Origin of the sequence: Eikenella sp. NML070372 (genome assembly GCF_001648415.1) — a bacterium.
Classification (GTDB): Bacteria; Pseudomonadota; Gammaproteobacteria; order Burkholderiales; family Neisseriaceae; genus Eikenella; species Eikenella exigua.
Genome location: NZ_LXSN01000005.1, coordinates 81,473 through 94,437, shown reverse-complemented (window position 1 = coordinate 94,437; position 12,965 = coordinate 81,473). Strand labels below are relative to the sequence as shown.

At 55.7% G+C, this 12,965-nt stretch carries 8 protein-coding genes; 5 read left to right on the top strand and 3 right to left on the bottom strand.

What is annotated here, in order from left to right; all coding sequences use genetic code 11:
• Positions 1-280: 280 nt before the first annotated feature.
• A complete protein-coding gene (locus A7P97_RS07380) occupies positions 281-2,284 on the bottom strand; it encodes a FimV/HubP family polar landmark protein (protein ID WP_067529720.1) in 2,004 nt (667 codons plus the stop codon).
• Positions 2,285-2,786: 502 nt separating this feature from the next.
• Here A7P97_RS07380 and A7P97_RS07375 point away from each other — a divergent pair.
• Together A7P97_RS07375 and A7P97_RS07370 are read left to right on the top strand one after the other, a co-directional pair.
• Positions 2,787-3,080 carry a YciI family protein gene (locus A7P97_RS07375; protein WP_197474148.1) on the top strand — a complete coding sequence of 98 codons (294 nt, stop codon included), beginning with the start codon at positions 2,787-2,789 and terminating at the stop codon, positions 3,078-3,080.
• 239 nt (positions 3,081-3,319) lie between these two features.
• A complete protein-coding gene (locus A7P97_RS07370; RefSeq protein ID WP_067529716.1) occupies positions 3,320-4,186 on the top strand; it encodes a peptidyl-prolyl cis-trans isomerase in 867 nt (288 codons plus the stop codon).
• Between the two features lie 139 nt (positions 4,187-4,325).
• Here A7P97_RS07370 and A7P97_RS07365 read toward each other — a convergent pair whose 3' ends face one another.
• Together A7P97_RS07365 and A7P97_RS07360 are read right to left on the bottom strand one after the other, a co-directional pair.
• Entirely contained in the window at positions 4,326-5,561 is a 1,236-nt protein-coding gene (locus A7P97_RS07365; protein ID WP_067529714.1) for a chloride channel protein, read from the bottom strand.
• 354 nt (positions 5,562-5,915) lie between these two features.
• Positions 5,916-6,590, bottom strand: coding sequence for a TetR family transcriptional regulator (locus A7P97_RS07360; protein WP_067596341.1), 675 nt, complete (start codon positions 6,588-6,590; stop codon positions 5,916-5,918).
• 267 nt (positions 6,591-6,857) lie between these two features.
• On the opposite strand from A7P97_RS07360, the gene A7P97_RS07355 reads away from it, so the two are divergent.
• The 3 genes from A7P97_RS07355 (at position 6,858) to A7P97_RS07345 (ending at position 12,944) form a co-directional block, all read left to right on the top strand.
• Entirely contained in the window at positions 6,858-8,129 is a 1,272-nt protein-coding gene (locus A7P97_RS07355) for an efflux RND transporter periplasmic adaptor subunit (protein WP_067529710.1), read from the top strand.
• Between the two features lie 14 nt (positions 8,130-8,143).
• On the top strand, positions 8,144-11,392 hold the full coding sequence (locus A7P97_RS07350; RefSeq protein ID WP_067529708.1) for an efflux RND transporter permease subunit: 3,249 nt from the start codon (positions 8,144-8,146) through the stop codon (positions 11,390-11,392).
• A gap of 61 nt (positions 11,393-11,453) precedes the next feature.
• Positions 11,454-12,944, top strand: coding sequence for an efflux transporter outer membrane subunit (locus tag A7P97_RS07345; protein ID WP_067529706.1), 1,491 nt, complete (start codon positions 11,454-11,456; stop codon positions 12,942-12,944).
• Positions 12,945-12,965: the final 21 nt, after the last annotated feature.

Below are 12,965 nucleotides of genomic sequence, written 5' to 3'. Positions count from 1 at the left end.
GCCATGTTTTCAGGTAGCCTGCATATTGGGAAAGGCTACCTGAAAATGGAATAGCGGCACCACTGGGCAGGTTGGCGTGATTACGCCAGCGGAGTGTTTGTGTACGGCAGTATTACGCCTGCCATCTGGCAAATCGCTGTGAGTCGAAGCCAGCCTACTCTTTTCAGGTAGCCTCAATACCGCTTGAGAAGGCTACCTGAAAACGGAAACAACGCTGGCAAAAGCTGCCTCGTATAGAAAAACCCGGGCGGAACTGCCCGGGTTGCTGTGGCTGGCTGGATTACTGGCCGATGTCGTTCAACAATTGCTGCGCCTCAGCCTGAATGCTGCTGCCTTCTGATTCGTTAATCAGTTCCATCAGAGTCTGACGGGCAGTGTTGGCATCGTCGATTTCCAGATACATTTTAGCCAGTTCCAATTTGGCTTCCAGCGCCTCTTTCGGCAGCGGGCCGGCGCTAACCGGCTCAGTATATGCCGAAGCGGGCTGGCTAACTTCTACCGGAGCAGCTTGAGCCGGGGCGGCCGGAGTGCTGTCAAAGTCCGAATCCATTACATTGGATGCAGCGGCAGCTTCTTCAGCTACACTGCTTATGCCTTCAGTATCCAAACTTGATACATCAAAGGAAATGGTATTGTCCATTTCCGATGCTGCCGGCTGGGCAGGCTCTACCACTTCAACGGCAGCAGGAGTTTCATCCAACACCCAATCCAGCTCTTCAGGGGCAACCGGTTCAGCCTGTGGCTCGGGCGCTTGCTGCACAGGTGCTTGAGCCGCCGGGGCAGCGAAAGCAGTAGGCTCTTCGGTAGCAAAGTTCAGCCAATCGTCATCCGAAGCGGCAGATCCAGCAGCAGCGGGTGCAGCCGGGGCAGCAGGTGCTGCAGCAGGTTGTTCGGACTGCAGCCAACTCCACTCATCGGCTTCGGCCTGCCGGGCCGCGTCTCCAGTACTGGGAGTACTGCCCAGCTGCTGCTGTTCGTCCAAGTGGCTCAAGTCCAAACCCAAATCCTGTTCACTCACCGGTGCAGGCTGCGCTGCGGCAGGAGCGGCCGGAGCGGCAGAAAAGCTGCCGGAATGGTCGGTAACACTCTCAAAATAGAGGCCGTCATCGTCTGCATGATCGTCACCGCGGGCAGGTGCGGCCATTTTGCGACGGCGGTTCATCAGGAGATACGCCAAACCACCCAACACCAACAATCCACCACCACCGTAGAGTGCCATCTGAGTGATGTCCATGCCCTCTTCCTCCATCGGCGGGGTTTCCACCACCGGCGGGGCAACCACGGGCGGCGGCATTTCTTCCACCGGCTCGGACACCATCATATCGGAAGCCTGCTCAGGCAAGCTGGCACCCATATCGGGCAGCACGGCAGAAGCCGGCATCTCGGGGACTACATCGCTGGCCATGGGCGGAACAGCAGGCTGCTCTTGAGGCAATTGCTGAACTGGCGGCTGGGCAGGTTGTTGCGGCTGGGGTTGAGCCGGCTCAACAGGCGGTGCAGGGGGAGTAATCGGCGGAGTGGGTGCGGCCGACTGAGTTTCCACCGACGGCAGCTGGCGTGCTGGAGCGGTGTCAACTGCCGGGCGCTCTTCCTGTGCGCGGTCGCTTACGCGGCGTGGTGGGTTGTGTGCCAAACGGCGCAGGGTTTCGCCATCGGGAATGGTGAGGGTGGCACCACGATACATCAAATCAGGGTTTCCGTTGCGGAAGGCGCGTGGGTTGGCGGCCACCAAGGCGTTGATGGTTTGACGCAAAGTCATGCCGGACGGCTTAACACGCTGGGCAATGTCCACCAGCAATTCGCCATCTTTAATCTGATAGCTTTCTCCCTGAATCTGCACTGGTGCTTCGCGACGGTCGGTAGCACGGCGGTGCCGTCTGGTTTCGGCAGGATGGCGGCGGCTCGGTGCAGCTTCAGCACGGCGTTCGTGGCGCGAACGAGAGCTGCTGGGGGCAGATTGATAATCGCGGGGATCCAAAATGGCGGTATATTGGTGGTTTTGATTACCTACGCCCAGCCAGAAAGTCATCACCGGCTCTTTAATTGGCGTGCTGGAATGCAAATGGATAACGGCACGGTCGCTGCTTCGGCGCGATACCGTGGCTTGCAGATTGGCACCATTGATGGTGGGCTTGGCCGAAGCCAAAGCACGTGCCTCGTCGCCCGTTACCACCACTGTGGCGGAAAACGGCTCGTCCAAACGCGACTGAACCTGCAAAACGCCCAAAGCGGCATGGGCACCGACAGAGGCTACCAAACCCAGCGAAGCCGCGATCAGTTTCATTTTATACTGCTTACAAAACATCAAATCCCCCTTAACAACCTAAAGTAATGCACTGCTAACCGTCTGAACCAACAGAAAAATACAGAGCCAAATAAGCAAAATTCCAGCCTGAGCACGGCAGTTGTGCAACGGATTAAAATCTCTAAACTTAGGTATCATATCGTTTATTTCCTATTTATGCCAAGCCATTTCTGCTATTTGGCCCGATTTTCTATACAGGAATGAAACATTTTTAATTATTTAACAAAAATCCAGTCTTTCAATCTTTCGCCTTTCTGGTGTGTTTGCACTGTTGCCAACGCATCCTCCCAATCCTCAGCTTTGCGATATTTAAGTGCAGAATTTCCGCATTTGCTTTAAGATAAACACCTAAATCGCACCACTTGCAAACTGCCAGCTTACAAGATGATGCAAAGTTTGACGGCAGCCGGGCAAAACTATCCACAGATTTCGTTGCAGCAAACGCCTTTGCCCGATTTCCAAATTTATCAAGAGAAACCGAATTATGTTGTTCATGCTGATGGCCTCCGACGTGGCCGATTCCACCAAAGCCAGACTAGCTGTCCGCAGCGCGCATTTGGCCAGGCTAGAAAAGCTGGCCAAAGCCGGCCGGCTGGTTTTGGCTGGACCATGTCCCCTGCCTGAGGGCGAAACCGGCTTTTCAGGTAGCCTCATCGTAGCCGACTTCGCCTCTTTAGACGAAGCTGAAGAATGGGCTGGGCAAGACCCCTATGTGGAAGCCGGCGTATATGCCGAAATCCTCATCCGTCCGTTTAAGAAAGTACTGCCTGCATGAGCACACAAATCATTCTCCAGCGCCCTGGAAACCGTTTTCTCACAGCCTGCTCGAACTGGCCAACGAGAGCCATTACACATCTGCCACACCGACAACCAACACACAGTCCAGCAGATATTGCACGATTTATACCCTGCCTAAATCCACGCCCTGATCATCCGCGCACAAACACCGGAGAATGCGCGCCGCAAAATCCTTTATAATCCGGCTATAACTATCTTGAATTTAAGGACAACAACATGAAACAAACTTCACTCGCACTACTACTGACTACCGTTTTGGCTGTCTCCCCGCTAGCTGCCCAAACCGTTGTAACCGTAAACAATACCCGCATTGACAGCACCGTAATCGACCAACAGGTAAGGATTATTAACGAACAGAGCAACGGCCAGGTAACCGACTCCCCAGAGCTGCGCGAAAACATCGCCCGCCGCCTCGTTACCCGCGAACTGATGATTCAAGAGTCGCGCCGCCTGCGCCTAAACGAAAGCCCCGAATTCAAACAAATCATCGAGCGTGCCCGCACCGATGCCCGCACCAGTGGCGAAGACCGCAAGCCCACCTTCCGCCAAGATTGGGAAACTTTTGAAGGCAACGTAACCGCCCAAGCCCTGGTGGCACACATCCTGCGTTCCAACCCTGTAACCGAAGCCCAAGTGCAGCAGGCCTATCAGGAAATCACCAACCGCTATCGCGGCACGCAGGAAGTAAAACTCGGCGAAATCATCCTCAACAACCGCGATAACGCCCAAAAAGCCGTGGCCGACCTCCGACGCGGCCGCCGCTTCACCGATGTGGCCCGCCAATACACCATCGACACGCCAAGCCGTGCCAATGGCGGCATCAGCCCCACTTTCACCCCGCTGAAAGATTTAGAAGAAGGCGCGCCTATGGTGTATAACGCCGTAAAATCGCTCGGCCAGGGTAAATTCACCGAAACCCCGGTGGAAAGCAACGGCATTTTCGCCATCTTCTATATGGAAGCCAAACGCCCCGTGCGCGTACCGCCGTTTGCCCAACTGAAACCACAAATCCAGCAAGATTTGCAAAACTTGCTGATCGAACAGGAAATTGCTCGCCTCTATCAACAGGCCAATATCCGCTAAGCTTATTCAGCACAGTAAAGGCTACCTGAAACTTCAGGTAGCCTTTTGTTATGCCTGCTTATGGCAGCTGGAAGAAATCAGCAGCGACATGGCAATACCGCCGTTTTATTTTCAGGTAGCCTTTCAATCCGCCCCACCCTCAAATCGCCTGCTTCATCGGTAATGCCCGATACACCAGCAAAGTCAGCATCAAACACAAACACAGCGGCAGCCACAGCGCGGGTGACTGGCGCGACAATTCCAACATAAATACCAATGCAGTAATTGGCATTTTCTGTGCCACACCCAAAAATACTGTTGCCCCCACAAATGCCGCAGCGCCTATGTCTACCCCAGGCAGCCAAACATTCCAAGCGCAAGCTACTAAAAACGCAATCAGCCCACCCAGCATCATTGAAGGCGTAATCCGACCACCATAAGCCCCGGCCAGCGTGGCCAGTAACAGCGCCGCCCACTTCGCCGCCAGCAGGCCAAAAGCCTGCCGCCAGCCCAAAGTAGCCTGAAAACTCAACTGATTACCAGCCTTACCATTACCCATAATCTCTGGAAAATACCAAGCCATTAGCCCGATCAGCGTAAATGACAGCAACGCCACCCATACCATCACCGGTTTACGTCGCGGAATTTCAGGTAGCCTGTCCATACTCCGTTCAAATGCCCACACGCCTAGCGCCAGCAAAGGCGCAGCCGCCAGTGCCCAAGCATTAAACCACTCATCCGGCAACGGGAAATTCAGCAACGGATACTGAATCACATCACCCAACGCCGCGCGTACCACCAACACCGCCGTACCGCAAGCCAACAGCGCCGCCAGCAGCCGCTCGCGCGACCACGACAACAACAAGGTTTCCAAAGCAAACACCGCCGCCGCCAACGGCACGTTGTACACCGCCGCCAAACCCGCACCAGAAGCACAGGCCAGCAGGATTTTGCGCTCTTCCTCATCCAAACCTCGCGATGCCGCCCAACGCTCCGCCAGCGCCGCACTGATTTCACGCGGCGCCACTTCACGCCCCAGCGGCGAGCCCAAGCCCACGGTAACAATCTGCAGCAGCGCATGAATCAGCGTGGCCGCCAAAGGCATTCTCTGCCCGTTCGCCACCGCCGTTTTAATCGATACCAAAGGCGAGGCTAGCCGGTGCAACATCACCCAGCCCACCCCCACTAGGCCGCCGCACAACAGCAGCACCATCAAGCGCCGCATCGGCGAGCTCTCCTCCACCATCACGCGGTACGACAACTCTGCATTCAGCGGATAACCAAACGCCAAATGCTGCACCGTGTGCAGCAGCAGCGTCAGCACAATGCCGGTAAGGCCCGCCGCCGCGCCGATGAGCAGCAGGGAGAGGATTAATTTGAGAGACAAGGTTTTCATATGGCGGATTTTGAGAACCTAGAACGGTAATATAGTGAATTAACAAAAATCAGGACAAGGCGGCGAGCCGCAGACAGTACAAATAGTACGGCTAGGCGAGGCAACGCTGTACTGGTTTAAATTTAATTCACTATAAACGGCTTTAGGCTACCTGAAACCTGCCGGGCCGGTTATGCAGATGGTTTTCAGGTAGCCTGTATAGCGGATTGCAGCAAACCAGACTGCTTTGCAGCATTAGCATATGCGGCTGCCTTGCCTGCAAAAATCCTGCTATAAAACGGCTTCAGGCTACCTGAAAATCCCTGCATCTTTCGGCAGACGGTTTTCAGGTAGCCTGTATAAGGTATGGAAATCTTAGGCCTTATGTTGCCGCATACTCAGCGGCAGGGGTTTGGAAGATTGGATACACAAAGCCGGCGCATGCTGCAATGCACCCATAGCGGTGCGGATGATCTGCGGCGCGGTTTTGCCGATGCTGAATTGCTCGGGCATATTCATCCAAATGCTCATCAGCCCGCTAATCACCGACATCATAAATATCACTGCCAAATTAATATTCAAATCTTCCGGCAGCTTTTTCTGTTGCAGGCTCAGGGTTAGCACATCAGTGAGCTGGCGCTGCCACATATCCTGATAGCTGCGCATGATTTTCACCACAGAGTGGTTTTGCTCAGTGTATTCGCATTTCAAATGAATGATGTTGCAAAACTTTCTTACGGTTTCATCGGTTTCCAGCTTTTGAAACAGATTAATGGTGGCTACTTCAAAACTTTCCCAAATATCCGGCGATTGGGTTTCTATATCGTACGCCAACTTGCTAGATAATTCGACAAATACTTTTTGAAACAGACCTTCAAATAAATCTTCTTTATTTTTGAAATGCCAATACAGCGCGCCACGCGTTACGCCGGCAGTTTGAGCGATTTCGTTTAGAGATGAACGGCTGACCCCTCTTATATAGAATGTATCCAATGCTGCCTTAAGTAGGTAGTTGCGTGTTTTCTGCGCTTCAATTTTCGTTTTTCTCATCACTATTCCAGAATATTCACTGGTTTATTTATTATTAAATTCTGTCATGTTTAGAGCAGGCTTTCAAGCTTCCTATCGGCTCGCCCGCGCAATAATGTTGCTTTTTAGTATATTAGCATTTCTTCATTTGAATAGCCATAGACAACATACAATAATGTATGTAAAATATTATTTTTATTCTCTAGCGGCTGCTTCCGCCCCCCCCATAGGCTTCAAGCGGCCATAATTCATTAAATTAGACATCAACTTAACAAGGCCATCATCATAATGACATATTTCAGCATATCAGGGAAAACGAGCTTCAGGCTGAGTGCAATCGTCGTGACTTCCGTATTAGCGCTGTCTGCTTGCGGCAAAAGCGAGCCACAGCGGCAGGGTGAGCTGGAATTAGTAGTAAGCGTGCTTACCGTGAAGGCAGAAGACACCACCATCAACACCGAACTGCCCGGCCGTTTGGAATCATTCCGCTCTGCCGAAGTGCGCCCGCAGGTAAGCGGCATCATCAAACGCCGCCTGTTCCAAGAAGGCAGTTATGTGCAAGCCGGCCAGGCGCTGTATCAACTGGACGACGCCAGCTACTCAGCCGGCCTTGCCAGTGCACGCGCCCAGCTAGCTGCCGCCGAAGCCGCTCAGGCTAAAGCCAATGCCGATTTGGCACGCTACCAGCCCTTGGTAGCTGCTGATGCCATCAGCAAACAGGAATACGATGCTGCCGTGGCCGCACAACGCTCTGCCGTGGCCAATGTGAATGCCGCCCGCGCCGCCATCCGCTCGGCGCAGGTAAATGTGAACCACGCTCGCATCACCGCGCCGATTTCCGGCTATATCGGCCGCTCCAACGTATCTGAAGGGGCATTGCTCACTGCCGGTGGTGCTACCGTGCTGGCCACCATCCAGCAAACCAATCCGATGTATGTGAACGTTACCCAGTCTGCGCTGGATGTGATGAAACTGCGCCGCCAGATTGCCGAAGGCCAGATGAGCGCGGTAAACGGCGCAGTGGAAGTAACCATTATTTTGGAAGACGGCAGCGAATACCCGCAAAAAGGCCGCCTGCTGTTTACCGACCCGACGGTAAACGAAACCACCGGCCAGGTTTCCCTGCGTGTGGAAGTGCCGAACGACGACAATATCCTGCTACCCGGTCTGTATGTGCGCGTACGCCTGCCGCAGGCACAAGCCAACAGCGCCTACCTCATTCCGCAACGCGCCGTTACCCGTGGCGCCAAAAATACCGTGGTAATCGTAGCGTCCGATGGCTCAATGCGCCAACAGGAAGTAACCATTGCCGGCCAAAGCGGCAACAATTGGATTATTACCGGCGGGCTGAAAGACGGCGACAAAGTAGCCATAGACGGCACCATGATTGCCGGCATGATGGGGGCGCAAAAAGTGAAAACCCAGGAATGGCAAGCCTCACAGCCGCAACAATCTGGCACAGCTGCCGCCCCGATCAAGCCAAACAGCACTTCTGCTCCCGTCCTATCCGGCACAGCAGCCTCCGCTCCGGCCGCCCAATCTGCTTCCCAAGCCAAATAAAGGGGCGTACGTAAATGGCTAAATTTTTTATTGACCGACCCGTGTTCGCATGGGTTATCTCCATCTTTATTATTTTGGCGGGTGTGCTGGCCATCCGAAAACTGCCAGTATCGCAATACCCGTCTGTTGCCGCGCCTACATTCAACCTCACCGCCACCTACCCCGGTGCTTCCGCCCAAGTGATGGAAGACAGTGTATTGGCAGTGATCGAGCGCAATATGAATGGCGTGGAAGGCTTGGATTATATGTCTACCTCTGCCGACTCCAGCGGTTCAGGTAGCGTTACCCTCACCTTCACGCCCGACACCGATGAAGACGTGGCACAGCTGGAAGTAAACAACAAGCTGAATGAAGTCTTGTCCAGCCTGCCTGCCACCGTGCAGCAATACGGTGTACGCATATCCAAATCTCGATCCAACTTTCTGATGGTGGTGGCGCTCTCTTCGCAAACGCAAGATTTGGAAGAAATGGCCGATTACGCCAAACGCAATATCGTGCCAGAATTGCAACGTGTTGAAGGTGTGGGTGCAGTGCGCCTGTTTGCTGCCGAACGCGCCATGCGTATCTGGGTAGACCCGCAGAAATTGCAAAACTTCAACCTCTCCTTTGCCGACGTTTCCGCCGCCATCAGCGCACAAAACGTGCAAATTTCCGCTGGCTCGCTCGGCTCTCTACCATCAGTGCAGGGGCAAACCATCACTGCCACCATCACCGCCGAAGGCCAACTCAGCACACCGGAAGAATTCGGCAACATCATCCTGCGCAGCACCACAGATGGTGCCAATGTTTATCTGCGCGATGTGGCCAAAATCGAGCTAGGTTCGGAAGACTACTCTGCCAGTACCCGCCTCAACGGCAAGCCAAACGTCGGCATGGCCGTGATGTTGTCCAATAGCGGCAACGCCACCGCCACTGCCGCGCTGGTAAAAGAACGTATGGCCAAATTGGCGCAATATTTCCCCAGTGATGTTAGCTGGAGCGCTCCGTACGATACCTCCACCTTCGTAGAAATCTCCATCGAACAAGTGGTGCACACCTTGGTGGAAGCCATGGTGTTGGTGTTTATCGTGATGTTCGTGTTCCTGCAAAACATCCGCTATACCCTGATCCCCACCATTGTGGTACCGATTTCGCTCTTGGGCGGCTTTGCCGGCATTTATTATTTCGGCATGTCGATCAACGTGCTGACCATGTTTGCCATGGTGCTGGTAATCGGTATTGTGGTGGATGATGCCATTGTGGTGGTGGAAAACGTGGAACGCATCATGTCGGAAGAAGGCCTGCCGCCGCGTGAAGCCACGCATAAAGCTATGGGGCAGATTTCCGGCGCCGTGGTCGGCATTACCGCCGTGTTGATTTCCGTGTTCGTACCGCTGGCCATGTTCAGCGGCGCCACCGGCAAAATCTACCAGCAGTTTGCCATCACTATGGTGCTCTCTATCGCTTTCTCAGCCTTCCTTGCTCTGTCACTCACGCCAGCCTTGTGCGCCTCGCTGCTCAAACCGATTGGGAAAGGGCATCACGAGGAAAAAACCGGCTTCTTCGGCTGGTTCAACCGCAAATTCACTGCTGGCAACAAGCGCTACGAAGGCTGGGTGGCCGCCCTGCTACACCGTGCCGGCCGTATGCTGATTGTGTACTTGGCTCTGGTGGCTGCCGCCGGCCTGCTCTACACCCGTATCCCGTCCTCCTTCCTACCGTCGGAAGACCAAGGCAACCTGATGGTCAGCATCCAGCTGCCGGCCGGCGCCACCAAAGAGCGTACCGACCAAACCCTACTGGCCGTGGAACAGATTGCCAAGGGCACGCCCGGCGTGAAAGATATATTCACCGTATCCGGCTTCAGCTTTTCAGGTAGCGGTCAGAACATGGCCATGGGCTTTGTGATCCTGAAAAATTGGGATGAACGCAAAGGCGCAGGTGAAGATGCGGCCAGCATCACTCGGAAACTGACTGGTACCTTCATGTCCAGCGGCCTAATCCGCGACGGTTTCGCTATCGCCGTGAATCCACCGCCCATCCGCGAGCTGGGTAACGGCGGCCTGGAATTCTACCTGCAAGACCGCAACAGCCAAGGCCATCAAGCCCTGCTGGCGGCACGCAATAAATTGATTGCCGAAATGCGTAAAAACCCGATATTTGGCGACACCCGTGCCGCCGGCTTGGAAGATGCGCCGCAGCTCAAACTTACCATCGACCGCGCCGCTGCTGCCGCACAAGGCATCAGCATGGCTTCTATCCGCAGCACCTTGGGTACGGCTCTGGGCGGAGCGTATGTAAACGACTTCCCCAACAACGGCCGCCTGCAAAAAGTGTATGTGCAAGCCGTGCCCCAGGCCCGTATGCAGGCCGAGCAAATTTTGGCCATGACCGTGCCCAACAGTCAAGGCGTGGCCGTGCCGCTTTCCACCGTAGTCAGTGCCTCGTGGGAAGCCGGCATGGAGCAGAGCACTCGTTTCAACGGCTATCCCGCCATGTCGATTAGCGGCGCGGTCAAACCCGGTTTCGCCAGCGGCGACGCTATAGCCGAAGTAGAACGCATCGTATCGCAAATGGACGGCTACAGCGTGGAGTGGGCGGGCGAATCGCGCGAACAGGCCAGCGGCTCTTCCCAGCGCACCATGCTCTACGGCTTCGTATTGCTGGCCACCTTCCTCGTGTTGGCCGCCCTATATGAAAGCTGGTCGATTCCCGCTGCCGTGCTGCTGGTTGCCCCCTTGGGCTTCCTCGGCGTGGTGCTGGGCGTGTTCGGCCGCAATCTGTTCAACGGTATATTCGGCATCCGGGAGGTGTTCTTCAACGACATCTACTTCATGGTCGGTATGATTACTGTAGTCGGCTTGAGCGCGAAAAACGCGATTCTGATTATCGAATTTGCCAAAGACCTGCAAGCGCAGGGTAAGAGCGCGATGGAATCAGCCTTGGCCGCCGCCCACCTGCGTTTCCGCCCGATTCTGATGACTTCCTTCGCTTTCATCTTGGGCGTGGTGCCGCTGTATGTCGCTTCCGGCGCCAGCTCTGCCAGCCAACGCGCCATCGGTACCGCCGTATTCTGGGGTATGTCTGTCGGCACACTGCTGTCGGTATTTCTGGTACCGCTGTTCTACGTGTTGGTACGCAAGCTGTTTAAACCGTCACAACATGAAACCGAAATGGCCGCCGCCCACACCAACATCAGCCCCGAGCAGGCCGAATTCTACGTTTCTGTCGCCGAACAAGGGCTGAGCGAAGAAGAGAAACGCGACCTGCATAACGACCAGTAAAACGTTCTCAGGTAGCCTCTGCCACATTGGAGGCTACCTGAAAACCATAAGGACAAAGCACATGAGAACAACCGTTTTAAAACCGATTGCCGGCAGCCTCGCCTTCAGCCTGCTGCTCTCCGCCTGCACCCTCGCGCCGCGCTATCAGCAGCCTGAAGTAAACGTGCCCGCCAGCTTCCGCTACGACACCGCCGCCGGCCAAAGCAGCCGTGCCGCCGACACCGGCTGGGAAGACTACTTTGCCGACCCGCGCCTTAAATCCCTGATTACCCTGGCGCTGCAAAACAACCCCGACCTGCGCATGGCCGCCCTGAATGCCGAAGCAGTACGCGCCCAATACGCTATTACCCGCGCCGCCTCCCTGCCCGGCATCAACGCCAGCGGCACCGGCCAACGTGCCCGCGTGGCGCAAGATTTGAGCGCCACCGGCCGCTCCTACATTGCCGAATCCTACAACGTCGGCCTCGGCATCGCCTCCTACGAGCTCGACCTGTTCGGCAAAGCCCGCAGCAACAACCAAGCCGCACTGCAAGGTTATTTCAGCAGCGCGGCCGCGCGTGATTCCGCCCACCTCGCGCTGGTTTCCGCCGTGGCCAAAGCCTATTTCAACGAACGCTACGCCGAAGAATCCATGAAGCTCGCCCAGCGGGTGCTGCAAACCCGCGAGCAAACCTACCGGCTCAACCAAATTCAGCATAACGCCGGCGTGATTTCCGCCGTCAACCTGCGCGAAATGGAAGCCCTGATTGAATCGGCCAAAGCCGACTACGCCGCCGCCATGCGCGCCCGCGAGCAGGCACACAACGCCCTGGCCGTGCTGATCAACCAACCCGTGCCCAACAACCTGCCCGCCGGCCTGCCGCTGAACAAACAGTTCCGCATCACCCAACTGCCCGCCGGCCTCTCCTCCGACCTGCTGCAAAACCGCCCCGATATCCGCGCTGCCGAGTACAACCTACGCCAGGCCAATGCCAATATCGGCGCCGCCCGTGCCGCCTTCTTCCCCAGCATCAGCATCACCAGCAGCATCGGCACCGGCAGCACCGAAATGAACCGCCTGTTCGACGGCATAAACCGCACCTGGGTATTCTCCCCCACCATCAAAGTACCGATTTTCAACTGGGGCAGCCTGCGTGCCAGCCTGGATGTGGCCAAACTGCGCCAGCAATCGGCCGTGGCCGCGTATGAAAAAGCCGTGCAGTCCGCCTTCCAAGACGTATCCAACGCCCTGGTGGCGCGCGAAACCCTGCAACAGCAATACGATGCCCGCGTGCAAACCCAAAAAGCCTACAACGACCGCCTGCGCCTGATTAATCTGCGCTACCGCCACGGCGTGTCCAGCTCGCTGGAAGTGCTCGATGCCGAACGCAGCAGCTACTCCGCCGATGCCGCCGTGCTCGCCACCCAGCTTTCTATGCTGGAAAACCTGGCCGACCTTTATAAAGCCCTCGGCGGCGGCCTCAAGCAATACACCGAAGCCGCCCCGGCCGCAGCGGCAACACCGGCCCAAGCTACCGCAGAAGCCGCTTCCGCCCCTGCCGATAGCAAATAATCCGGCTGCCCGATTACGTTT